21 protein-coding genes and 1 other RNA gene are annotated in these 23833 nt (G+C 42.5%); 15 read left to right on the forward strand and 7 right to left on the reverse strand.

Annotated features, from left to right (window positions below; genetic code table 11):
- Nucleotides 1–386 precede the first annotated feature (386 nt).
- From IEX80_RS07780 to dinB, 5 genes are all read right to left on the reverse strand, one after another.
- Nucleotides 387–2972 (reverse strand): BamA/TamA family outer membrane protein, encoded by a 2586-nt coding sequence (locus IEX80_RS07780; RefSeq protein ID WP_229701560.1) that lies wholly within the window; start codon nucleotides 2970–2972, stop codon nucleotides 387–389.
- A 408-nt stretch (nucleotides 2973–3380) separates the two neighbouring features.
- Nucleotides 3381–4079 (reverse strand): LytR/AlgR family response regulator transcription factor, encoded by a 699-nt coding sequence (locus tag IEX80_RS07785; RefSeq protein ID WP_188832565.1) that lies wholly within the window; start codon nucleotides 4077–4079, stop codon nucleotides 3381–3383.
- 3 nt (nucleotides 4080–4082) lie between these two features.
- Complete coding sequence (locus tag IEX80_RS07790) at nucleotides 4083–5126, reverse strand: sensor histidine kinase (RefSeq protein WP_188832566.1); 1044 nt, start codon at nucleotides 5124–5126, stop codon at nucleotides 4083–4085.
- A gap of 9 nt (nucleotides 5127–5135) precedes the next feature.
- Nucleotides 5136–6359, reverse strand: coding sequence for an acyltransferase family protein (locus IEX80_RS07795; protein WP_188832567.1), 1224 nt, complete (start codon nucleotides 6357–6359; stop codon nucleotides 5136–5138).
- A gap of 347 nt (nucleotides 6360–6706) precedes the next feature.
- The gene (dinB, locus tag IEX80_RS07800) at nucleotides 6707–7891 is read right to left on the reverse strand and encodes a DNA polymerase IV (RefSeq protein WP_188832568.1); all 1185 of its coding nucleotides are present in this window, start codon (nucleotides 7889–7891) and stop codon (nucleotides 6707–6709) included.
- A 75-nt stretch (nucleotides 7892–7966) separates the two neighbouring features.
- Here dinB and IEX80_RS07805 point away from each other — a divergent pair, with 75 nt between their 5' ends.
- From IEX80_RS07805 to IEX80_RS07860, 12 genes are all read left to right on the forward strand, one after another.
- Nucleotides 7967–8587 carry a 2'-5' RNA ligase family protein gene (locus IEX80_RS07805; protein WP_188832569.1) on the forward strand — a complete coding sequence of 207 codons (621 nt, stop codon included), beginning with the start codon at nucleotides 7967–7969 and terminating at the stop codon, nucleotides 8585–8587.
- A 12-nt stretch (nucleotides 8588–8599) separates the two neighbouring features.
- Nucleotides 8600–9229, forward strand: coding sequence for a 2'-5' RNA ligase family protein (locus IEX80_RS07810; protein ID WP_091162683.1), 630 nt, complete (start codon nucleotides 8600–8602; stop codon nucleotides 9227–9229).
- 44 nt (nucleotides 9230–9273) lie between these two features.
- Nucleotides 9274–9372, forward strand: an RNA gene (ffs, locus tag IEX80_RS07815) — signal recognition particle sRNA small type.
- Nucleotides 9373–9458: 86 nt separating this feature from the next.
- Entirely contained in the window at nucleotides 9459–10415 is a 957-nt protein-coding gene (locus tag IEX80_RS07820) for a YpdA family putative bacillithiol disulfide reductase (protein WP_188832570.1), read from the forward strand.
- Nucleotides 10416–10847: 432 nt separating this feature from the next.
- The gene (locus IEX80_RS07825) at nucleotides 10848–11492 is read left to right on the forward strand and encodes an N-acetyltransferase (RefSeq protein ID WP_090527097.1); all 645 of its coding nucleotides are present in this window, start codon (nucleotides 10848–10850) and stop codon (nucleotides 11490–11492) included.
- A gap of 56 nt (nucleotides 11493–11548) precedes the next feature.
- Nucleotides 11549–11911 carry a four helix bundle protein gene (locus IEX80_RS07830; protein WP_090527095.1) on the forward strand — a complete coding sequence of 121 codons (363 nt, stop codon included), beginning with the start codon at nucleotides 11549–11551 and terminating at the stop codon, nucleotides 11909–11911.
- Between the two features lie 58 nt (nucleotides 11912–11969).
- On the forward strand, nucleotides 11970–13163 hold the full coding sequence (gene argG / locus IEX80_RS07835) for an argininosuccinate synthase (protein WP_188832571.1): 1194 nt from the start codon (nucleotides 11970–11972) through the stop codon (nucleotides 13161–13163).
- The gene (locus IEX80_RS07840; protein WP_188832572.1) at nucleotides 13156–13512 is read left to right on the forward strand and encodes a cupin domain-containing protein; all 357 of its coding nucleotides are present in this window, start codon (nucleotides 13156–13158) and stop codon (nucleotides 13510–13512) included. The genes argG and IEX80_RS07840 overlap by 8 nt, the downstream gene beginning before the upstream one ends.
- 137 nt (nucleotides 13513–13649) lie before the next feature.
- Nucleotides 13650–14579: an N-acetyl-gamma-glutamyl-phosphate reductase gene (gene argC / locus IEX80_RS07845; protein WP_229701593.1), complete on the forward strand. Its 930-nt coding sequence runs from the start codon at nucleotides 13650–13652 to the stop codon at nucleotides 14577–14579.
- 69 nt (nucleotides 14580–14648) lie between these two features.
- Nucleotides 14649–15776, forward strand: coding sequence for an aspartate aminotransferase family protein (locus IEX80_RS07850; protein WP_176627442.1), 1128 nt, complete (start codon nucleotides 14649–14651; stop codon nucleotides 15774–15776).
- 80 nt (nucleotides 15777–15856) lie between these two features.
- A complete protein-coding gene (locus tag IEX80_RS07855; RefSeq protein ID WP_188832574.1) occupies nucleotides 15857–16804 on the forward strand; it encodes an N-acetylornithine carbamoyltransferase in 948 nt (315 codons plus the stop codon).
- Nucleotides 16805–16887: 83 nt separating this feature from the next.
- Nucleotides 16888–17496 carry an FMN-binding negative transcriptional regulator gene (locus IEX80_RS07860; RefSeq protein WP_188832575.1) on the forward strand — a complete coding sequence of 203 codons (609 nt, stop codon included), beginning with the start codon at nucleotides 16888–16890 and terminating at the stop codon, nucleotides 17494–17496.
- A gap of 147 nt (nucleotides 17497–17643) precedes the next feature.
- Here IEX80_RS07860 and IEX80_RS07865 read toward each other — a convergent pair whose 3' ends face one another.
- A complete protein-coding gene (locus IEX80_RS07865; RefSeq protein WP_188832576.1) occupies nucleotides 17644–18891 on the reverse strand; it encodes a cation:proton antiporter in 1248 nt (415 codons plus the stop codon).
- A gap of 108 nt (nucleotides 18892–18999) precedes the next feature.
- A complete protein-coding gene (locus IEX80_RS07870) occupies nucleotides 19000–20298 on the reverse strand; it encodes an NAD(P)/FAD-dependent oxidoreductase (protein WP_188832577.1) in 1299 nt (432 codons plus the stop codon).
- Between the two features lie 204 nt (nucleotides 20299–20502).
- On the opposite strand from IEX80_RS07870, the gene argB reads away from it, so the two are divergent.
- The 3 genes from argB to IEX80_RS07885 all read left to right on the forward strand — a co-directional run bounded on the left by argB (nucleotide 20503) and on the right by IEX80_RS07885 (nucleotide 23735).
- Nucleotides 20503–21348: an acetylglutamate kinase gene (gene argB, locus IEX80_RS07875; protein ID WP_188832578.1), complete on the forward strand. Its 846-nt coding sequence runs from the start codon at nucleotides 20503–20505 to the stop codon at nucleotides 21346–21348.
- Nucleotides 21345–22163, forward strand: a complete 819-nt coding sequence (gene proC, locus IEX80_RS07880) for a pyrroline-5-carboxylate reductase (RefSeq protein ID WP_090527080.1) — start codon at nucleotides 21345–21347, stop codon at nucleotides 22161–22163. Before argB ends, proC begins: the two co-directional genes overlap by 4 nt.
- A 195-nt stretch (nucleotides 22164–22358) precedes the next feature.
- Nucleotides 22359–23735, forward strand: coding sequence for an aspartate kinase (locus tag IEX80_RS07885; protein ID WP_188832579.1), 1377 nt, complete (start codon nucleotides 22359–22361; stop codon nucleotides 23733–23735).
- Nucleotides 23736–23833: the final 98 nt, after the last annotated feature.

Consider the following 23833-nt stretch of genomic DNA (forward strand, 5'->3'; position numbering starts at 1 on the left):
TTCTCCATAAAAAAATGAAAACGCGCAGACGCCGATTTTTAAATGTTCCATTTTTTGAGTGTAAAAACACGAAACGCCTTGAAAATGAAACAAACTGAAAATCAATGATTTAATATATCGCCCGAAACGACACTAATAACTGATAATCAATGAATAAAACTTTTAAGAATAAAAAATACGCGTTTCCAAAAGCACTTTATTTACCCTTGTTTTTTGGTGATTTTTGGGTTGTTTTTTTGATTTTTTCGCTCAAATCTAAAATTGACAGGAAGGTACTGACAGAACAGAGCCACCAAAAAATGCGGTTAATTTAGTTAAAGCCGAAAACTTTAACCATGCTTACCACGGTTATGCTGCGCTAAACCCGCGGCTATTATGCAGCTATTTTAAAATCTAAACCCAATAGATATATAAGGCAACGATCCTTCTTTTGAAAAGCCCATTACGGCTTCAATCAGCACCAATTGCGCTGGAATAATATACAAACCGCCGCCATATCCATCGTGCCACCTGTCGGATAATTCGCCGGGGACCCATACCCTGCCTACATCATTAAAGCCGATCAAACCAAATGAGCCGGGAAGCAGGTACGATGTGAAATCCATAACCTTTAAACGTAACTCGAGGTTATTATAAGCGATTGTTTTACCGGTAAACCTATTGGTATGAAATCCCCTGAAATTTTGCGAGCCGCCCAGTTTCATCTGTTGAAAATATGCTGCATTACCTATCGTAGTACCTAATCCCGTGCGGTTAGCTATTACCAATATCGAGTCCCTGTCGGGATTTAGATAGAAACTAAACTCAGATAATACCTGTCCGTAAGTATTATGACTACCTGAACCACCGCCGCTAAAGCCGCTCACGGTGGTTGTCCATAAAATGCCTTGTGTAGGGATGATCAGTTTATTCCGTGTATCAACCGTTGCGTTGGCTGTTAAGCCGCCGTAGACCTTAGTGCCAAATACCTTCTCATCCGGAAACGTCGCATTGTAGCCATTCAAAAATCTTTCAGTATTGTTTGATGCCTTGCTGTTATAAAACTGCCCTGTAACGCCGGCGCTTACGTGCAGGTTTCCAAAACTGCGGTGCAGGGAAACGTCGCCGGTAACATAATCATAGCGGTTACGATAGTACGAGATCTTCCTGTCGTCCTTATTTTCAAAAACGGTGTTATTCCCAATTCCGAAAAAATTGCTCAGGTTACTTGGCCCGCGCGAAAGCAGGTTGATCTTCAGGTCGTTTTCACCGATGGCTTTTTTCCAGTCGGCGGTATAGGTAAACAAAAATGATTTACGCCCCAGTGAATAATTGGTCAAAAATTCTTCGCGGAAAGCATATGGTTCCTTACGAAACCCGTGCCGCTCGTATGAGAAACCTCCAATCAACAAAATGCCAATATCATTACTGTAATTAGCCAGGATAATAGGCTCAAACCTGTCGAACTTAAAGGCAGTTTTATCATAACTATTTACCGCCGTGTCTGTTGATGTACGGTTTTTAGCCAGCGATGAAGGAGGAAGTACATTTTTTTGATCCGAACGGTCATAAATATAGGTTTTGCCTTTATTATTTAAACTGCTGTCAACTGCAAAGGTGTCCATCCCCTCCCCACCTATCATCCGCACAGTTATGGGTGATGGCGTTGAGCCCGTCACCTTAAATAAATCATCGCCATCAAAACCATACATCCTGATCTCTTTGGTAACATCGGGTTTAAAGGTACGCTGGTAGGTAACCTTATCAACGCTGCCGTCTTTCTTTATCTTATTTATAGTAAGCGTGATGTCACCATTAGTTTCATGAGCCACAGTAAATTTGTCCGTTTTATCACTCGCTGGTACATCGACATATATGGAGATGAATTTATAATATTCGAGTGCCTGTTTTTGCAGGATGTTACGCCTCGCTATCATTTTGCTGATGATCTCAGGTCCCGAAAGTTTGTAGATGGTATCGGGCATTAAATGCACCGCTTTTTTGATCAGGGCATCGGTCAGTTTGCTTTGCACATAGGCTATCTGCTCTTTCCAGTCATCTTCGCTCAACTGGTTCAGGAAATAGCGGTCGAAATAACGGGCATTGAAATTCCATCCATTGATATCCCTGATCTCGTCGCTGTAACCCTGAAATTTTGATTTAAGCCATTGGTGCGCTACTATCCAGGGCAACACACCCGAAGTTTTATAGTACACCTGGTCACGATCGCGTGGAACAGGTTCATAAACGGTTTCATGTTTTCCGTCGATCTTTTCCCAGCGCCATTGGTCTTCATGCCTGTCCCAATCGCCTAAAAGCATATCCAACAGGCGGGCGCGCAGCACAATCTTCTGGTCAACCCGGTTATCGTTGTCATCCTGTAGTTTACGCTGTACTTTTTCGGTGTTATCAGTTTTTTCGGCGTCGAGCGGTTCACGTTCTTCAAATAAAAAAACCTGGTTAGCAAAATCCTTTTGATACTCGCCAAAAGCAGGATCATCAGGAATATAAACAATTTTAGGGTTTGAATGCGGAACGCCTAATGCTTCGGCCAGCGGGGGTACCGTAAGCGCCGAAAAGGGATGAGCGGCCGATACCTGGTCTTGCAGAATATCTTTAGCTACCGTAGGCCTTAAATCAACAGGCAGACCTTTTTCGGGATATTTTTGAATAGTACGCAATACCCATTGCTGCCCCGTAGGATCCTGCAATCGCAATGATTTGGTTTGCTTGCCCCCGCCCCTTTGCAATATTTTAAGACCACCTTTTTCTGTGGTAAGATGGAATACAGGCAGTGTGACAGGTGCAGTCCAAAGTTTACGGTAATTATCGCCTAAAAAAAATTGGTGGGTACCGCTTACATTATTATAAGATGGTTCGATGGCCAGTTTAATACTATCGGCAGGGGTTTGAGCATATGAAATATTGCCGGCTAAACAAATGCCAGCCGTTAAAAAAAGAGATAAAGCGTTGAACAGTTTTTTGCCGCCCATGAGGTTTTGTAAGTAATGCAACGTAGAATAAATGCATATTACAAAATAGTTTTAATTATACACAGGGAAATTACTTTAAAAAGCATGGTGAGCAGCTGTTTAACTTTAACTGTTTTAAACGTAGAGACGCATCACATGCGTCTCCCAAATGCAAATTCCCAAACTTAATGATTTATTACAAAGCGGCTTGTCCTATGGAAGACGCATGTGATGCGTCTCTACGTAAAACCTTCTCAAACAAAATTTATAGGTTTCTAAGAAGAAGCGAACAAATAAGAAACTTCCGGACTAATTTTTACATCAATTTCAAATTTACGCTATTGAAAAATTCGTGTGATTCGATTAATTGGGACCGGTATGAAAAGCAATCGCGTAGAAATTTCTGATCCTACTATTAAAACTTGATTACTATCTGCCCTGATTAATCAACGCGTGCATTACCTGGTCTTTAAGCTGCCTGCTGATCGGCACCTCAAATGTGCCTATATGCAACATATTTCCTTCTATCGATGTGATCTTATTATTTGCAACTATGTATGATTTATGCGTTTGCATGAATTTACGCGGAGGTAGCTTTTCGGCAAAGGCCCGCAGGGTACTGTGGGTTATGATCTTACGCGCCGGGGTATAAACCTCTACATAGTTTTCCATGCCTTTAATGAACAACACTTCGTCAAAAATTATCTTCTCGAGCTTACCATTGCTTTTAACAAACAGATAATCTACACTATCTGTATTGTTCCTTAAATCAAAGTAATCCTTAGCTTTAAAGGCTGCCTTCATAAAACGCTCAAAAGGTATAGGTTTAAGGAGATAGTCGAGCACATCCAGGTCGAAACCATCAGTAGCGTATTCTTTAAACGCGGTAGTAAAGATCACTTTTGGCGGGTTAGGCAGCGAACGAATAAATTCAACGCCGGTTAAATGTGGCATCTGGATATCCAGGAACAGCAGGTCTACAGGTTGCTGCGCTAACAACGCTCCTAATTCCATAGCGTCTTCACATTGTGCTTTCAGGTCAAAAAAACCGGCTTTTTTAACATAGCCTTCCAGGCCCTTACGGGCAAAGGGTTCATCGTCGGTAATAATGCAGCTAATTAACGCCATCTTTTATATATTCAATTCAAGTACTGCTGTGTAGTGATTTTCTTCGCGGCCCGCGATTAGTTTATGTTTATCCGGATAAAGCAATTGCAATCTGCGGCTTAAGTTTTCCAAACCAATACCGCTGTAATTATCGGGCGCTTTCATATTCGGCGGCACATCGTTATAAACTTTAAAAACAAATTCATGGTCAATAATGCGCCCTTCAATGGCTATTTTATATTCACCGCCTATATACTTAAAAGCGTTTTCAACCAGTGGCAGCAAAAGCAGCGGATAGATGAGCTGATCCGTTAAACATCCTTCAAAATTAACATTGAGCTGCATTTTGCTGCTCGCCCTGATCTGCTGCAGCCGGATATAATTTTCAAGATATTCCAACTCCTGTTTTACCGGCACCTGTTGATGCTGATCATAAAGTTGATAACGTAGTAAACTTGATAGCAACTCGGTACTTTTTTTAGCACCCGGAACATCATCATCCATCTGGAAATAAATAGTATTCAGGGCATTAAATAAAAAATGCGGATGGTATTGGGCTTTTAGAAACTTCAGCTCAGTTTCCAGCTGATCGTTGGTGAGCTTTTCCAGTTGCATCTTATTATTTACATAAGCCTTCAGCCAGGTACTGCTGCGGGCGATGCCATAATAAACAATAGCGTACAAAGTGGGGATCATATTAATATCGGCCACGTCTGCCCAGGGCATCAGCTCATCTATGCCCTGGCTTACGTGCAGGGCCATGACCATCGGAACAAATACAACGTTCACTAATATCAAATTTGCTCCCACCAATATGGCCAACTCGCGCACTACGGCCCGGTAGGATAACTGTACAGTCTGGTGCCTGTCATAGTAAGTAAAAAGCCGTTCAAAAATATAGATTGCCAAATAGCCCACCAATATTGAACAGGCCATTTCAATGCCATTAACATAAAAATCCCTTTCCCAAAAATGCTGACCAATGTCAGTATCATGTAACAGCCTTATGGTAAAATATACCAATAAGCCATACAATGCCGGAAAAATGTACTTCCTGAAAAATTTCATATCAGCAAATTACAAATTTAAGGCAGAAAGGACAGGTTCGGGTTTTGTCTCTACTATCTCCGGGATCGGCACAGTTTTGAGTTTTTCCTTTGGTTTCATACCAAATAAAAACCGGGTTAAAGCGTAAGGGCGTACTAACAAATGATAGGTAAGCACCGTTACAAAAAAGGTAATGCCTACAGTATAAATATATTTTGATAGGATGCTTTCATTTTGCGTTTGCACAATATAATAGGCAATTAATACAATAACGGTTTGGTGCAATATGTAAAACGGATATACCGCCTGGTTTAAATAATTGAGCGCGTTATGAGGCTTATTTAAATAATGTTTGCCATAGCCAACCAGCGCCAACACCCATCCCCAGGCAATGATTGGGCGCAATGCGGTAAAAGCATAGGAGAATGCGATATTTTGAAAAGGCCAGTGAGGATGCAAAGGTTCGATGCCGTTCCAGCGCATTACCTCCCACATCATCAGGCTTAAAAAACCGATGGTTAAGGCAAAACGGCGATTGCGCTCAAGGCTGTCCATCAGTTTAGGCTGCAGGATGCAGATAAAACCTGCCAGGAGGAACAATAGCCAGTAAACAAAGTAACTGCCATCATGGATCAGGTCATTGGTTTCGGGGAGGTCCCAGCTGGTGAAGGTAAACCACAGGATTCCGGGCAGCATCAATAAATAAACCCATTTTCCCCGGGCCAAAATAGCAAGCTTTTGTTTAAAACCATTGCTTTTGGGCGAGATCATCCAGGCAAATAAAGGCGCGAAGATGAGGTCATAAAGAAACAGATAGGCAATAAACCAAAGATGGTGCCAGCTGAAATTGCCTTTGGGATATGGCTGAAAGTTAAATGTACTGGGATAAAAATCCAGGAATGAGCCTTTGTAACCATTGGCCAATCGTTCCATGTAGATCTGCGGCGGCACTATGATGAACATCCCCACCAACAGCGGAATAAAAAGACGGCGGAAACGCAAACCGATGAAACTGAGTGTAGAACGCCGCTGCATCATGTAGTAACTCACGGTACCTGAAATAAAAAAGAGCAGCGGCATGCGAAAAAGGTGCAAAAAATGATTCGATTCCATCATCAGGTTGCTGGTTTCGTGGTTTTTGATGTGCCAGCCATCCTCGGCAACAAAAGGCATTGCCGAATGAAAAAATAACACCCCCAATATGGATAAGATCCTCAGCCAATCGAGGTAGGTTTGACGTTGTGTGGTTTCCATGATTTCTTTTTTTATCAAAAGAAGTCACAACCCATCGCCCCATAAAATTACTTTGACCAATGGTAAAAAACCTTTGACCATTGGTAGAAAACAAGAACATTCCCCACGGCGGCCAGAGGCCGTTTGATAGTTGCCACCCGGCTGGAGCCGAGCGGCGTTCGGAAGATTTTTAATTCCCTCCCTTGGGAGGGGTGTGGCTGGAATGTGTAGTGGCAGGGAGGGGTTTATCCGCCATTTCAAAGGAATAGGCAAAACGATGAAACCCCTCCCTACACCTTCCCAGGGGAGGGAATCGCACAATCCTGCGCCTTTTTTAAACAATTAACTCGTCACAAAACAATCAACGGTCAGCCGCGCATAAACGGATTAAAATTTCGTGTACCAATTTCCATCCCTGCCGCCCGGCAGATGGTTTTATCACCAAACTTGAAATTGATCTGATCCATGGCCTGGTAAAGTTTAATGCGTTCCTCATTATCCTCGAACAGGTTGATCTGGTAACTGCCTGTACAAAGATCACTCAACCTTACACCTATGAGCCTGATGGGCCGGTGCTGGTCCCAGGCCATTTTAAGCAGGTTCTTTACACCGGGGATCAGGATATGTTCTGCCGCGGTAAGTGCTATCTTTTGCTGTTGGGTATGGGTTTCAAAATTACCGTATCGCAACTTAATAGCCAGGCATGATGAAAGCTTGTTTTCCCGACGTAATTTGGACGATAGCTCTTCCGTCATGGATACTAAAATAGTTTCAAGTGTGCGGTGATCAAACACATTAGTATGGAAGGTATGTTCGGTGCTAATAGATTTTCTGTCGGAATGGGATACGATTTCGCTATGATCAATACCATTGGCTTTTTCCCAAAGCGAATGCCCGTATTTACCAAAAACAGTTTCGAGAAAACGGATATTGGTACGCTGCAGATCGCCAATTTTCTCGATGCCGTATTGATATAATTTATTGCGGGTACTTTCGCCCAGGCCGGGTATCTTACCAATGTTAAGCGGGGCCAGAAACTTCAATTCATCGCCATGCTTTACAAACATTTGCCCGTTGGGCTTGGCCTGGTTTGTAGCCATTTTTGCTATGGTTTTGCCCGATGCCATACCGAAAGATATAGGCAGGCCTGTTTCTTTAATTACCTTCTGCCTAAGCTTGGTGGCCTCATGGTAGCAATCAAAAAAGCGGTCCATACCGGTGTAATCTATATAAAATTCATCAACCGATGTTTTTTGATACAGGGGCACTGTGTCGTGAATGATCTGTGTAACCTCGCGTGAGGCTTCGCCATAGCGCCCGTGCGAGCCGCGAATAAGAATGGCATGCGGACAAAGCTTTAAAGCTTGCCGGGTAGGCATAGCCGAATGCACACCAAAAGCCCTTGCCTCATAACTGCAGGAAGCCACAACTCCCCTTTCGGCCGAGCCTCCTATGATCACAGGCTTACCGATAAGCTCGGGATGAAACTTACGTTCCACTGAAACGAAGAACGAATCAAGATCGATATGAACAATATAACGTTTAGCTTCCACATAACAAAAATGCTAATATTTTTTGTATTTTGCTAATTTTATTAGCATATTTGACATATAGAAATTGTAAAGCAAATGAGTATATATGAAGATTACCTGCTGTTATTATCCCCTCCCGAAACGGTGAGGCATGAGATTTCACGCTATAAAAAAGCATCGGCGAGACTCATCGGCAATTATAAAAGTATGGATTCGCCTGCTCATATCTCTATACAACACCTGGAAAGGCAAAAGCCCTTTATGGCCGACAAAAACCTGGAATTGATGGAACAGGCCCTTAATACCATGCCACCTGTATTATTGCACATGGACGGTTTTGCCCATTTTACTCATCTGCATAACCGGATGACAATCTATGCCAACATCCGCGCAACACCCGCTACCGACGAATGGTTTAACACTTTAAAGAAGAAGTTACGGATCAAAAAGAATATCATCCCCCATATAACGGTTGTGCGTGATATTGCCGAAAAAGATTTCGATGCACTTTGGTCGCATTTTAAGCATAAAAAATTGGTGGAGCCTTTTTGGATCAAAGAACTTACCATATTGAAACGCGATACACTTGACGCCTTTGCCAAATGGGATAAGTTTAAGGTTTTTGAATTTAAAAACATGACCGGCCCGGGCTACACCCGCGATGAACTGGAACTGCTTAAAGCCGGCGACCCTGATCAAATCAATTTATTCATTTAAAATTTAACAATCATGGACTATGCATTTTATCATTTTATCCTCCCGATACCTGATCATGTAGATGTTATGATCCGGAAATTAAAAAGCGAAGCAAAACGTGTTATCGGTAATTATCCCAGCATGCATGCCCGGTCGCATATCACCATAAACAATTATCCGCGCAAACCGCTTGATGTGGACGTTCAGGGCTTCTCGTTTTTGAGCCGTAAACTTAGTTTGCTGCCTCCCGTTGTTTTTGAAACAGATGGATTTGATTGCTTTAATGAGAGTAATGACTATAACAAAACCATTTTTGCCAGGCTTAAGCTCACCGAACAAAATAAATATTGGATTAAACTATTGAAGGGTATTGTTGGCGATAGCAGTACCATACCTCATATTACCATAGCAAGGGCCATAACGCCCGAACAATTTAACCTGCTTTGGCCCTATTTTCAAAAAAGGGAAATGAAGGTAAAATTTGTTGTGAACCGGCTTACTATTTTGAAAAATCTGCTGCTGGATCTTGATCAACATGCCAAAACTTATCGCGAATTTGAATTTCGGGGAGATGAAAACGTGTTAACGAAGTACGATAATCTGGCTATAGCAAGGCAAATTAAAAATTATCCATCTATAAATCAACAGATAAGCCTTTTTTAACATTTTCTTAACCATAAACGCTACCTTTTTCTATATTTGCGCCGGGGTAAGTCTTTTACGGCCAGCTCCTCTTGAACTCCCCCAGGGTGGGAACACAGCAAGGGTAGAGAGTTGAGCGGCGCGATAAAAGTAGCTTACCCTTTTTTATTTTCTTATTTTTGCCGTACCGGCAAACGTGCCCCGAACCTGCACCGGTTCACAATTTCTTTAATTTCTTAACTGTATATAAATGCTCGATATATTCATTATTGGTGGTGGCCCGATAGGTTTAGCTTGCGGACTTGCCGCTCAAAAAGCTGGTTTAAGTTTTGTAATTGTTGAAAAAGGCACACTTGTAAATTCATTATACAACTACCCTGCTACCATGACGTTTTTCTCCACATCTGAGAAATTGGAGATCGGCAGCGTTCCTTTTGTTACCGTACACAACAAACCAACCCGTAATGATGCTTTGGAGTATTATCGCCGGGTTGCGTTTTCAAATAATTTGCCTATTCACCTTTTTGAAGAAGTTACCGAAGTAAAGCCGGAAGATGGCTTTTATACCATCATCACAAAAAAGGCAACATACCAAGCTAAAAAGGTGATCCTTTCAACCGGCTTTTATGATATCGCGGTAAACCTTGATATCCCCGGTGAAAACCTGCCCAAAGTAAAACACTACTACCAGGACCCCCATTATTATACCCTGCAAAAAGTGGTGGTAGTTGGCTCAAGCAACTCGGCCATTGATGTGGCCCTGGAAACCTACCGTAAAGGAGCCGAGGTAACACTGGTGATCCGCGGCAGCGAAGTGAGCAACCGGGTTAAATACTGGGTGCGGCCGGATATTATTAACCGCATCAAAGAAGGCAGCATTAAAGCCTATTTCAATGCAAACCTCGAAGCCATCCGTGAAAATGAAGTCGATATCAAAACACCGGAAGGATTAATCACTATCCCTAATGATTTTGTAATGGCGATGACAGGCTATAAACCCAATTTTGAGTTCCTGAAAAAACTGGGCATTATCCTTTCTGAAGATAAATTCATCCCCCAATACAACCCCGAAACCATGGAAACAAACATGCCTGGTTTATACCTTGCAGGCGTGGTTTGCGGCGGCCTTGATACCCATCTTTGGTTCATCGAAAACTCCCGCGTTCATGCTGATATGATCATCAATGATATTGTGGCAGGGAGGTGAACGGTTGATTGGGTTGATTAGGTGAATAGTTATTGCTGTAAATCTGCGAGTTACAACAACAAACCAACCACTCATTCAATAAACTTAATCAACCATTCACCAACCAACAAATAATCACATTTTTTTCTTGTATAAATAAAATTTTATAGCCTAATTTGCAGCAAATTAAAAACACAGTAATTCAACAAAAAAATGAATACACCAAGCTTAAATAAGCCCGCTACAAGAGCAAATTTTGCTCCGGTTGCTGCTGCCTTGGGTTCAACTGTTTTTTTAAACTGCCCTCTCCGACGAAGGACCTACATGCCACGGGTTTGAATTAATTTTTCTCCTGTCCACACAAAAAGAGTTTTTTAAACGTCTTTTTAAAAAAACCATCTAATTATTTAAGGCTTATAAAGCCAATTAATTTCACGGTAATTATCTATTTAAATGACAATACAAGATTTTGATATTCAGGTTGCTACTGCACAGCATGTAGATTATGCTACCATGATTTGCGATGAGATGGCCGAATCGGCCAAGGCGCGCGGAACTGGTATAGCTACACGCTCGCCCGAATACGTTGCTAATAAAATGCTGGAAGGCAAGGCTGTTATAGCCCTGCATAAAGACGGTACCTGGGCCGGTTTCTGCTATATTGAAACCTGGAGCCATGGCGACTTTGTTGCTAACTCGGGACTTATTGTTAATCCGCAGTTCCGTAAGGCTGGATTGGCAAAAGCCATCAAACACCGAATTTTCCAGTTATCGCGTACCAAATACCCTAATGCCAAAATATTTGGGTTAACAACCGGTTTGGCGGTAATGAAGATCAACTCGGAGCTTGGTTACGAGCCGGTTACCTATTCAGAACTAACCCAGGACGAAAACTTTTGGGCCGGCTGCAAAAGCTGCGTAAACTTTGACATTTTAACCAGCAAAAACCGCAAAAACTGCATGTGCACCGCCATGCTTTTTGATCCTGCCGAAAAACAAAAAGAATACGAGGAGAAAATGCAGCGCATTACGCACAAAGCGACTTTGCTTGAGCGTATTGAGAACGCCATAAAGAAACGTATAAAACATGATGTTTAAGGATTAGGTTAAAGGCGAAAGGTTAAAGGCGAAAGGTTAAAGGTAGCTGCAACATAATGAGAGATTACAAAAAACTTGATGTTTGGAAAAAGGCGCATTTGCTTACAAAGCAAGTGTATGCGGATATACTGCCCATAATGCCCCGTGAAGAACAATTTGCCTTAACTAATCAACTACGTAGATCCACTTATTCTATCCCTTTAAATATAGTTGAAGGGTGTGGTAAAAACACTGATAAAGATTTCACTCATTATCTGGATAACGCGTTAGGATCTGCGCATGAAGTAGAATATACCGTTTATCTGATTTATGATCTGGGATTTATTCCAACTGAAATTTACGATAAAACAAACACCTCGATTAACGAAGTGAAAGCGATGTTAATTGGGTTTATAAAATTTTTGAGAAGCGATAATTAATATAAAACGTACAAGGCGAAACCTTTTAGCTTTAACCTTTCGCCTTTAACCTTAAAAAATGAAAAAAGTAGTATTAGCTTATAGCGGAGGTTTGGATACCTCATTTTGCTGTATTTATTTAACACAGGATCTTGGTTATGAGGTTCACTCGGTTATTGTAAATACCGGCGGTTTTAGCGAGGAAGAGTTAAAAGGCGTTGAGGAACGCGCTTATAAAATGGGCGTTACTTCGCATCATGTGGTTGATGAAACCGAAAACTTTTACAACACCTGCGTACGCTTTTTAATTTATGGTAACGTATTAAAAAACAATACCTATCCGCTATCTGTAAGTGCCGAGCGCGTAAGCCAGGCAACTGCTATTGCTAACTACGCTAAAGAAATTGGTGCCGAATTTGTTGCCCACGGCAGCACCGGGGCCGGTAACGACCAGGTGCGTTTTGATATGATCTTCAATATCCTTGTACCGGAAGTAAAGATCATCACTCCTATCCGCGACCTGAAACTGAGCCGCGAAGAAGAGATCGAATACCTGAAAAAACATGGTGTTGATATGAACTTCGAAAAAGCTAAGTATTCTATCAACAAAGGGATCTGGGGTACATCGGTAGGTGGTAAAGAAACTTTGACTTCAAACCTTGGCCTGCCAGAAGAAGCATGGCCTACCCAGGTAACTGCATCTGAAGTAAAAGATCTTGTGCTTACTTTTGAAAAAGGTGAGTTGGTAGCCATCGGTGATGAAAAATACGATCATCCAACAAAAGCTATCCAGGCCTTACAGGCTATTGCTCAGCCTTATGGCATTGGCCGGGATATTCACGTTGGTGATACCATTATCGGCATTAAAGGCCGTGTAGGCTTTGAGGCCGCTGCTCCTATGGTGATCATCAAAGCTCACCATACTTTAGAGAAACATGTGCTAACCAAATGGCAGCTTTCATGGAAAGATCAGTTATCATCTTTCTATGGCAACTGGCTGCATGAAGGTCAGTTCCATGACCCGATCATGCGCAATATCGAAGCTTTTTTAACCGATACTCAGAAAAACGTTACAGGTAAAGTATTTGTTCAGTTACACCCATATCGCTTCCAGGTAGTAGGCATTGAATCACCATACGATCTGATGTCGAACAAGTTTGGCAGCTATGGAGAAATGAACAACGCCTGGAGCGGCGAAGACGTTAAAGGGTTCTCCAAAATATTTGGCAACCAGGTAATGATCTATCATAAAGTAAACAGCCAAAATGATTAATACGGCGTTTTCAAAAGGTGACTGCATAAAGCATTATAACTGGGGCGATGATTGCCACGGATGGACCTTCATTGATACTGAAGCCCTGTCCGTTAAGCAGGAGCTGATGCCGCCAGATACTGCAGAGCAATTGCATTACCACGAAAAAGCCACACAGGTGTTTTTTATTTTGAAAGGAAGGGCTACATTTTCGATAGACGGCGAGGTTACGGTATTGAAGCCCGAACAGGGTATCGAGATCCATCCGGGTCAAAAGCATTTCATCAGCAATAACGACCGGAGCGACCTCGAGTTTATTTTATATTCATATCCATCTACAAATAATGATCGGATAAATTTAGCCCCCTAACCCCCTAAAGGGGAATAATTGTTAAAATTATGACTGAATTTAAAGATAATAATGACGCTACTCTTGCTCCCCCTTCAGGGGGCGGGGGGGCGATACGTGCAGGCATAATTGGCGGAGCAGGGTACACCGGTGGCGAAATGCTCCGGATCCTGATCAACCATCCTAACGTGGAGATTGCTTTTGTTCATAGCAACAGCAACGCGGGTAACTATGTTTACCAGGTACATACCGACCTGTTTGGTGATACCGATCTGAAATTTGCGGCCGAATTATCTACAGATATTGATGTACTTTTCCTTTGCGTTGGCCACGGTGATGCCAAAAAGTTCCTGGAAGCAAACGCTATTCCCGATTCGGTTAAGATCATTGATTTAAGCCAGGATTTCAGGCTTAATCAAAACTCAACTTTAAACGGCAAAAGCTTTGTTTATGGCTTACCAGAATTAAATCGTGAAGCCATAAAAACGGCTGCTAATATTGCTAACCCGGGGTGTTTTGCTACCTGTTTGCAATTGGGCCTGCTTCCCTTGGCTTCAAAAGGTTTGCTAAACAACGAAGTACACGTTACTGCTACAACAGGTTCAACTGGTGCAGGTCAAAGCTTGTCACCTACCTCGCATTTTACATGGCGTAATGATAACCTTTCTGTTTACAAAGCATTTAGTCACCAGCATTTAAACGAGATCGGTCAGTCATTGAGGCAGCTACAAGCCGGTTTTGATAAGGCTATCAACTTTATTCCTTACCGTGGCGATTTTACCCGTGGCATTATCGCTTCAATTTATACTGAGAGCGATCTGAGCGAGGAAGAAGCATTAGCACTTTACCAAAGCTACTACGATGGGCATCCTTTTACGCATGTCACCAATCGCAATATTGATTTAAAGCAAATTGTAAACACCAATAAATGCTTTATCCAGGTAAAAAAACACGACAACAAAATATTCATTATCAGCATAATGGACAACTTACTTAAGGGCGCTTCCGGCCAGGCAGTACAGAACATGAACTTATTGTTCGGGCTGGACGAACGCGCAGGCTTACGACTTAAGGGAATAGCGTTTTAGCCCCCCTGCCCCCTAAAGGGGGAGTAATTGTTTAATATTAATTTTAATTGCCTTTGAGGCTTCAATAATATGAATCTGTTCGACGTATATCCTATAAATCCGATCAACATAGTAAGAGGACAAGGAAGTTTAGTGTACGATAATCACGATACTGAATACCTTGATATGTATGGTGGTCATGCCGTTATTTCTATCGGTCATACCCATCCGCATTATGTTAAAAGATTAGAAGATCAATTACACAAGCTTGGCTTTTACTCTAACTCTATCGAGATTCCTATTCAAAAAGAGTTAGCGCAAAAATTAGGTAAGGTTTCGGGTAAAGAAGATTACCAATTATTCCTGTGTAACTCCGGTGCTGAAGCTAACGAGAATGCTTTAAAACTGGCTTCTTTTTATAATGGTAAAAAGAAAGTTATTGCTTTCAGCAAATCATTTCATGGCCGTACTTCTTTAGCGGTTGCTGTAACCGATAACCCGAAGATTGTTGCGCCTATCAACGAAACTGATAACGTGATCTTTTTGCCTTGGGCAGATGAAGCCGCACTGGAAGAAGCTTTCAAAAACAATGAAATCTCTTCGGTAATTATCGAAGGCATCCAGGGTGTGGGTGGTATCCAGGTTGCACCTGAAGGCTTCCTGCAAAAAACCCGCTCGCTGTGCGACCAGTATAATGCCGTTTTCATTGCCGATTCCGTGCAATGCGGTTACGGTCGTACCGGAAAATTCTTCTCACATGATTTTGCCGGTGTGGATGCCGACATCTACAGCATGGCTAAAGGCATGGGTAATGGTTTCCCTGTTGGTGGTATTATCATATCGCCTAAAATACAGCCGGCTTATGGCATGTTGGGTACTACATTTGGTGGTAACCACTTAGCTTGTGCGGCAGGTTTAGCTGTACTTGAAACCATTGAGCAGGACAACCTATTACAAAATGCGGCTGAAATTGGCGGCTACTTAATAAAGGAGCTTAACAAGCTGGAACAGGTTAAGGAGGTTCGTGGTCGTGGTTTAATGATCGGCATTGAATTGCCTGAGGAATTGGCCCATGCGCGTAAAGAATTGCTGAACAAGCACCATATATTTACCGGGGAAGCTAAACCAAACGTGATCAGGCTGTTACCCGCCTTGAATTTAACTAAGGCCCATGCTGATAGGTTCCTGGAAGCTTTTGTTAATGTATTGAATCAATAAGACGCCCCCTCTAAATCTCCCCTTTAGGGGAGATTTAAAAAAATAGATAACAGAAAACACACTAATTAATTGTAAAGTTCATGAAACTATTTTCTTCTGTTAATGATGTTGCCGATGTTAACGCACTTGTAAAAGAGGCATTGGCGCTTAAGCAGGATCCTTTTGCTCATCAGCAGCTTGGCAAAAATAAAACGCTGGCCCTGGTGTTTTTAAACCCAAGCCTGCGTACGCGTATGAGTACACAGAAAGCTGCCCTTAACCTGGGCATGAATGTAATGGTGCTCAATATCGATAAAGAAGGCTGGGCACTTGAACTGCGCGACGGCGTGATCATGGACGGCACTACTGTTGAGCATATCCGTGAAGCTGCAGGCGTTATGGGACAATACGCTGATATTATCGGTGTGCGTTCGTTCCCCGGCTTAAGGAACCGCGAGGAAGATTATAGTGAGATGATTTTTAACAAGTTTGTTGAGTTTTGCAAAGTGCCGGTTGTTAGTCTGGAATCAGCAACCCGCCACCCGCTGCAAAGTTTGGCCGACTTGATCACTATTGAAGAACTGAAAACAACAGCGCGTCCTAAAGTGGTTTTAACCTGGGCGCCGCATATCAAACCTTTGCCGCAGGCTGTTCCTAACTCATTCTCGGAGTGGATGTGCAAGGCGGATGTCGACTTCGCTATCGTGCAGCCTAAAGGATATGAGCTTTGTACCGATTTTACCCAGGGTGCAAACATCACTTATGATCAGGACGAAGCTTTGGCCGGTGCAGATTTCATATACGTAAAAAACTGGTCGGCGTATGAGCCTTATGGCAATATATTAGGCAAACACGAAGAGTGGATGCTTACTAACAAAAAGCTGGAGCAAACCAACAATGCCAAAGTAATGCATTGCTTACCGGTACGCCGTAACCTGGAGCTTTCTGATGAAATATTAGACGGGCCAAACTCCATTGTGGTGCACGAAGCCGGCAACCGCGTTTGGGCTGCGCAAGCGGTGCTTAAACAGATGCTGGAAAGTTTGTAAGTAATTGTTATTCATATAAAAGCAAGAATCAAAGCAAATCTGTCTTGGTTCTTGCTTCTTCTTTTCTTAAATCTTTCCTCCCTATGTATACTCCCAAACATTTTCAGTTAAGCGATGAGCAGGAAGCAATCAGCTTTATGCGGCGTTACAGTTTTGCAACAATTGTAACCGCTACCGATAATGTTCCATTCGCTACCCATCTGCCCTTTTTGGTAAGCAAGTGCGGTGATAAAATTGTTCTTTCATCTCATTTCGCAAAGGCAAATCCACAAGCTGCGGAGATCATCGGGAAAGATGTATTGGTAATATTTACTGAGCCCCACGCCTATATCTCACCCAAACATTACGAAAAGGAAACCAACGTACCTACCTGGAATTATATCGCTGTACACGCTTATGGCAAAGCAACCATTTTATCGGAGGGTGAACAAACTGCCGGTTTGCTATCGCAAATGATCAGTAATTACGAGGCTGACTATCTAACTCAATGGAATAACCTCCCTGATGAATATAAGCAACGAATGATGAAAGGGATTGTAGCTTTTGAGATCATCGTTGATGATTTGCAGGGCAAACAAAAGCTTAGTCAAAACCGGAGCGAAACGGAGCGGGAAAATATCATAAACGAATTAAGTAATAGTGGCGATACGGTTGAAGCTGAGATTGGCAAATATATGTCGCGCCTTAAATAAGTTAACTACCGCGGGTTTAGCGCAGCGTAACCCGTGGGGCATATCGGTTAAGTTTCCAACTTAACCGATGAAATTGAAAACTTCAAATATCGTTTACCACGGGTTACGCTGCGCTAAACCCGCGGCAGATTACAGAATGTCTGAATGTTATTCTTCTATTTTCTTTGATGCACTGTTGATCATTCTGTTCAGCGTTAATCCCTGCACAATTACCGAAAATATAACAATAAAATAACTTCCCGACAGGATCAGATGCCTGTAAGGTGTATTAGGAAGTGACAAAGCCAACGCGATAGAAATACCGCCACGCAATCCCGCCCAGGTCATAATATTGATATTACTGTAGTTTACCTTGAGGGTACGTCGTAAAAAGGTAAGCGGTAGCATGATACTCAACCAGCGGGCTATTAAAACAGTAACAATAGAGACACTTCCCGTTACCCAATAGTTATTTACAAAGGGCAGGTTAACCAATTGCAGGCCTATCATCACAAATAAAATAGTGTTCAGGATCTCATCAACCAGTTTCCAGAATTTCTCTAACGCCTCGTGCGACTTTTCTTTATTGTCCTGATTAATGGATTGACCGCCGGCAAATAACCCAGCAATAACAACCGATAGCGGAAGCGAGAACCCAAGCAATACGGCCAAAACTGATAGCGCCATTACCAAAGCGAGCGAGATCAATACGATAGTCTGAAAATCCTTAACCGAGCGCATCAACCGGTGAGCGACATAACCTAAAATGACGCCGGCTACTATCCCGCCAATAATTTCTTTAACAATAAGCGCTACAACCTTAGCCAGTTCAATTTTCTCTTCTCCTACCCGCGCCACCTCCAGGATGATCACAAACAGGATCAGCCCAATTCCATCATTAAACAGCGACTCACCCGAAATAATGGTTTCAAGATTGGCAGGCAATTTCGAATTGCGGATAATGGCTGCAACCGCTACCGGATCGGTGGGTGAAATCAAAGCGCCGAACAACAGACAATAGATCAGCGGCATATGGATATGAAAAAATGGGGCTACATAAAACAACAGGCATCCAAACACCGCCGTCGAAATGATAACCCCCAATGTGCTCAGCACAAATACAGGTCGCATTTCTCTCTTCAACTTCCGGCCATCCAGGTTAAATGAGCTTGAAAAAAGCAGGAAACCAAGCAGCACATTCAATACCGCTTTTGAAAAGTTGATATTTTTGGCAAGTGTACCCAGGTAATCCGCTATCGACGAATCAATCTTATCTACAATAAGTATCGTGATAGAAGTAATGGTTGCCAGCAGTACAATGCCAATGGTGCCCGGCAGCTTAATAAAGCGGGCGTTAAGGTACGAGAATATCGCGCTGACAATAACCAGCAAAGCTATTACAACAAACAGATCCATAAATACTTAAAGCCAAAAGCTGAATGCACAAAGCCTAAAGCTAACAATTTGATTATAAGCAATGTGATTACTGTTAAATTTTAATATTAAATCGCTCATCGTTTGCTTTTATCTCGATTCGGGATCCGTCATTCGGGTTTCGGTATCAAAATAGCGTACGATGAGTCGGTTGTCGCTGTTTTTGGTGAAATAGTTGATAGCCCAGCTAAAAAATATGATGCCCTTATTGGTAAAGCCTGCCAGCGACATGATATGTACAAATCCCCATACCAGCCAGGCAAAAAATCCCTGGAAATGGATTTTCCCCAAGTCGGCCACCGCTTTATTTCGGCCTATGGTAGCAAGCGAACCTTTATCTCTATATTTAAAGGGCACCAACGGTTTACGGTCGAACATTCGGTAAACGTTCTCACCCAGGTTTTGTCCCTGCTGGATAGCTACCGGTGCAACACCCGGATGCCCGTTTGGATACTCCTCGGTGATCATAGCGGCAACATCACCTATGGCGTAAATATTCTCGTAGCCTTTTACCTTATTAAATTCATCAACCAGGATGCGGTTACCCCGGGTTATATTATCAACTGAAATACCTTCAGGAAATTCCCCCTTTACTCCTGCCGCCCAAAGTACATTACGGGTTAACAACGATGTGCCATTATCTATCTTCAGTTCATAGCCATTATAGCTTTCCACGTGGGCGCTGTTATAAATGGTTACGTCCATATCCTGCAAAAACTTTTTGGCCTTGGCCCTCGCCCCCGGGGAAAACGCGGCCAGCAGTTCCGCTTTACCTTCAACAAGGTAAACACTCATGCTGTGTTTACGCAAACCATGATAATCCTTCATTAATATCAGCTCACGCATTTCGGCAAGTGCACCGGATAGTTCCACACCGGTTGGGCCACCGCCTACAACCACAAAGGTCATTAGCGCCGCTTTTTCTTCCGGGTCTTTAGATACGAGCGACATTTCGAGGTTTTGGAGGATCAGGCTCCTTAAGTTTAAGGCCTCCGGGATATTCTTCATCGGCATAGCAAAATGCTCTATCTCTTTGTTACCAAAAAAGTTGGTATTGGAGCCGGTAGCTATAGCAAGGTAATCGTAATAAATGGTACCAATATCAGTATCAAGCGTATTAGTTTCGGGATTGATCTTTTGCACTTCAGCAAGCGCGAAGCGAAAATTCTTTTGCCTGGTAAAGATCCGGCGCAATGGAAAGCCAATTGAATCGGCAGCTATGGAGCCTCCTGCCACCTGGTACAACAAAGGCTGAAAAGTGTGATAATTATGCTTATCAATCATCAGTACATCAACGGGTGCATCTTTTAGTTTTTTAGCTAAATGGATCCCGCCAAATCCTCCCCCTATAATTGCCACCCGCGGCCTGGTATTCTTTTTTTGCTCCATAGATAGTTATAAGCAAGGATAATGCCTTAAAGTTTTCCAATATTACTAATTCTTTCATAATCAAATTGTAAACTTAAACTGCAGATCCAATTATTCATTTTTAAATCAATTTTTGAAAAAACACACTATATTTTCGTAATTTTAACAGTTTTCCGTTTAAAAAAGTGGAAATTTGGCACTAAAAGAGTTATATTAACAGCTGGAATGAATAAAATTGATACAGATCATATCAAAACGAATAAATTACCATCAAATAAGAGCCTTTATATAATCAAAATAGGTGGAAACGTTATTGATAACTCTGAAAACCTATATCATTTTTTAAAAGACTTTGAAGCACTCGACGGCCTGAAGATCCTGGTACACGGAGGTGGAAAAGTGGCCACACAAATGGCCGAAGATTTAGGTATTGAATCGAAAATGGTTGATGGCAGGCGCATCACCGATATTGAAACGCTTAGGGTGGTTACCATGGTTTATGGAGGCCTCATCAACAAAAATATCGTAGCCCAGTTGCAGCGTTTTGGCAACAACGCCATAGGCCTCACCGGTGCCGATGGCAACTTTATTAAAGCGGTTAAACGGCCGGTAAAAACTATTGACTATGGTTTTGTGGGCGATATTGTTAAAGATTCGATAAACCCCCAAAATATAAGCCGGTTGATGGAAGCAGGCTTTACCCCCGTTTTCTGTGCTATAACGCATGATGGCGAAGGGCAACTGCTAAATACCAATGCGGACACCATTGCTTCGGCACTGGCGGTATCGTTATCGGGATTATATGACACCACCCTCATATACTGTTTTGAAAAAAAGGGCGTGTTAAAAGATATTAATGATGATGAATCGCTGATTAGGGAAATTAACCCGCAGCACTACGAGGAACTTAAAGTGGAAAGGATAATACACAGTGGTATGCTACCTAAACTTGATAACGCTTTTACCGCAATTGCTTGTGGTGTAAAGGCGGTAATTATTGGCAAATCAGATGATTTGGGCCAATTGAAAGATAACAAACCATTTGGAACACGTTTAACAAAAAGCGCATGAACGCACAACAGCACATTTCAATATTAGGCTCCGGTAACATAGGGCTGTCATTAGCCAAAGGTTTAGTTAAAAAGGGTATTTGCAAACCCCAGCAAATATCATTAACGCGTCGTAACGTAGCTGCGCTGGCCCAATATGCCGAGCAGGGGTACCATGTGTCAGACAATAATCTGCGTGCCGTGCGCAAAGCCGATATTATTGTGCTGGCCGTACTGCCGCAACAACTCAATAAACTGTTAGACGAGATCAAACCTTCGTTAAAGCCGGATAAGCAATTATTGATCTCGGTTATCTCCGGTGTTAGCTGTGCCGATATCCGCCAGCACCTTGACCTCAATGTACAGGTGATCAGGGCAATGCCGAACACCGCGATTGCGATAGGCCACTCTATGACCTGTATCGCTACAGATAACGGCACCAATAAAAACATCAACATGACCAAATCATTGTTTGATACGGTTGGTGTAACTATCCAGATCAATGAAGAATTGATGACCTCGGCAACAGCTCTTTGTGCCTGTGGTATCGCTTTCTTTTTAAGGTCGATCCGCGCTGCTTCACAAGGCGGAACGGAGATTGGTTTCCATGCTCATGACGCTTTGAAAATGGCTGCGCAAACCGCTAAAGGCGCGGCAGACCTGCTATTGCAACTGGCGTCGCACCCCGAGCAGGAAATTGATAAGGTAACCTCACCAAGCGGCTGTACCATTGCCGGCTTAAATGAAATGGAGCACCATGGTTTCAGTTCGGCCATGATCAAGGGCATCCGTCTTTCGGCCGAAAAAGCAGGCGATTTGTATAAAAAGGACAGTTAATTTAAACAGAAAGCTTAATGCGGAAGGCTTAAAGCTTTTTAATCATTATATTTCAATCGTTTTGATAGCGTATATCAAAATGAGTTATTTTTAAAAAAGCAGTTCAGATACAAGCTATTTACATTCAACCAATTAATAAATAGCTACAACAACTGGTATGGTTATGGTATTTGACTGTCGATCTTTCAATATAAAATGTTAACAGTAGAAAAAATTGGCGGTACATCCATGACCGCTTTGGGTGATGTTATTAAAAACATTATCCTGTTTGAACGCAGCGGGGAACAACTTTACAACCGCATCTTTGTAGTATCGGCATTTTCGGGAGTAACCAACCTCCTGCTCGAAAACAAAAAGACAGGCGCGCCGGGCGTATATCACAAGCTTGCCAATTACAAGGATTTTCATACGCCGTTAAAACAATTGATTACGCGCCTGAAGCAGATCAATAAAACTTATGAAGGCCTTGGTTTGAACATAGCCGAAGCCGACAGGTACATTGAAACAAGGATCAACGATGCACAAACCTATCTGGAGAACCTGGCTAATATCCTGGCATCGGGATACGTAGGTAAAGAAGGCATTTTACAGGCCGCGAGAGAGATCCTGGCCTCAATAGGTGAAAGCCACTCGGCTTTTAACTTTACCAATATCCTGCAAAATATGGGTATCAATGCTACTTTGGTGGACCTGAGCGGTTTTCATGACCACCGCGCATTAACCATTGATCAACGCATTAAGAAAGACCTTGCCCATATCGATTTTTCAAAAACCATTACCATTGTTACCGGCTACGCCAAGGGCACCGAAGGGATCATGCGCGAGTTCGACCGCGGCTATTCGGAAGTTACTTTCAGTAAAATTGCCGTTGCTGTACAGCCGCAGGAAGCCATCATCCACAAAGAATACCACCTTTGTACTGCCGACCCTCAGTTGGTTGGCGTTGAAAACTGTTTCCCGGTAGGTAATACCAACTATGATGTTGCCGATCAGTTAGCCGACGTGGGCATGGAAGCTATCCACCCAAAAGCGTCAAAACCGTTGGAAATAAATGATATCGACCTACGGATCAAAAACACCTTTCAACCGGAACACCCGGGTACGCTGATTACCCGCGAATATATTTGCGATAAAAAGCGTGTTGAGGTTATCACCGGCACCGATAAGGTGATCATGATCGATATTTATGACCCATCAATGGTTGGTAATGTAGGTACCGATTTTCATATCATGCAGTTGTTTTACAAGTTTGGCGTTAGCTACAGCTTCAAAGCCACCAGCGCTAACAGCATTTCTATAGTGATATGGGAGAAGGACTACAATAAAAAACTGATTGGCGAACTGGAAGACAATTACGAAAAAGTTGCTGTTGAAAAAATGGCGATGGTTTGCCTGATAGGTTCCAACATGGATCAGCCTGGCTTACTGGCCAAATCCGCAACAGCACTGGCCCAAAAAGGGATCAATATCAAAAGCTGTGGCTTTGCACTAAGAATGGTCAATATCCAGTTTTTGATAGCCCGCGAAGATTTCGATGAGGCGATCCGCGCTTTGAACAAGGCGATGTGCTAAGGGAGGCAAAAGGCGAAAGGTAAAAGGATAAAGGTTTTTTGTTTTCTGCTTAACCTAATGCCTTTCACCTTTTACATCAATTGTAACTTTACAGTAAC

This window comes from Mucilaginibacter rubeus (assembly GCF_014643835.1).
Taxonomy (GTDB): Bacteria; Bacteroidota; Bacteroidia; order Sphingobacteriales; family Sphingobacteriaceae; genus Mucilaginibacter; species Mucilaginibacter rubeus.

What these genes read in the sequence shown, in the direction of transcription:
- argC (WP_229701593.1), top strand. Translation starts at nt 13,650, where the DNA reads ATGCTCCGGATCCTGATCAACCATCCTAACGTGGAGATTGCTTTTGTT.
- IEX80_RS07855 (WP_188832574.1), top strand. Translation starts at nt 15,857, where the DNA reads ATGAAACTATTTTCTTCTGTTAATGATGTTGCCGATGTTAACGCACTT.
- IEX80_RS07850 (WP_176627442.1), top strand. Translation starts at nt 14,649, where the DNA reads ATGAATCTGTTCGACGTATATCCTATAAATCCGATCAACATAGTAAGA.
- IEX80_RS07830 (WP_090527095.1), top strand. Translation starts at nt 11,549, where the DNA reads ATGAGAGATTACAAAAAACTTGATGTTTGGAAAAAGGCGCATTTGCTT.
- proC (WP_090527080.1), top strand. Translation starts at nt 21,345, where the DNA reads ATGAACGCACAACAGCACATTTCAATATTAGGCTCCGGTAACATAGGG.
- IEX80_RS07795 (WP_188832567.1), bottom strand. Translation starts at nt 6,359, where the DNA reads ATGGAAACCACACAACGTCAAACCTACCTCGATTGGCTGAGGATCTTA.
- IEX80_RS07785 (WP_188832565.1), bottom strand. Translation starts at nt 4,079, where the DNA reads ATGGCGTTAATTAGCTGCATTATTACCGACGATGAACCCTTTGCCCGT.
- argB (WP_188832578.1), top strand. Translation starts at nt 20,503, where the DNA reads ATGAATAAAATTGATACAGATCATATCAAAACGAATAAATTACCATCA.
- IEX80_RS07790 (WP_188832566.1), bottom strand. Translation starts at nt 5,126, where the DNA reads ATGAAATTTTTCAGGAAGTACATTTTTCCGGCATTGTATGGCTTATTG.
- IEX80_RS07865 (WP_188832576.1), bottom strand. Translation starts at nt 18,891, where the DNA reads ATGGATCTGTTTGTTGTAATAGCTTTGCTGGTTATTGTCAGCGCGATA.
- IEX80_RS07810 (WP_091162683.1), top strand. Translation starts at nt 8,600, where the DNA reads ATGGACTATGCATTTTATCATTTTATCCTCCCGATACCTGATCATGTA.
- IEX80_RS07780 (WP_229701560.1), bottom strand. Translation starts at nt 2,972, where the DNA reads ATGGGCGGCAAAAAACTGTTCAACGCTTTATCTCTTTTTTTAACGGCT.
- IEX80_RS07840 (WP_188832572.1), top strand. Translation starts at nt 13,156, where the DNA reads ATGATTAATACGGCGTTTTCAAAAGGTGACTGCATAAAGCATTATAAC.
- IEX80_RS07825 (WP_090527097.1), top strand. Translation starts at nt 10,848, where the DNA reads ATGACAATACAAGATTTTGATATTCAGGTTGCTACTGCACAGCATGTA.
- IEX80_RS07885 (WP_188832579.1), top strand. Translation starts at nt 22,359, where the DNA reads ATGTTAACAGTAGAAAAAATTGGCGGTACATCCATGACCGCTTTGGGT.
- IEX80_RS07805 (WP_188832569.1), top strand. Translation starts at nt 7,967, where the DNA reads ATGAGTATATATGAAGATTACCTGCTGTTATTATCCCCTCCCGAAACG.
- IEX80_RS07820 (WP_188832570.1), top strand. Translation starts at nt 9,459, where the DNA reads ATGCTCGATATATTCATTATTGGTGGTGGCCCGATAGGTTTAGCTTGC.
- argG (WP_188832571.1), top strand. Translation starts at nt 11,970, where the DNA reads ATGAAAAAAGTAGTATTAGCTTATAGCGGAGGTTTGGATACCTCATTT.
- IEX80_RS07860 (WP_188832575.1), top strand. Translation starts at nt 16,888, where the DNA reads ATGTATACTCCCAAACATTTTCAGTTAAGCGATGAGCAGGAAGCAATC.
- IEX80_RS07870 (WP_188832577.1), bottom strand. Translation starts at nt 20,298, where the DNA reads ATGGAGCAAAAAAAGAATACCAGGCCGCGGGTGGCAATTATAGGGGGA.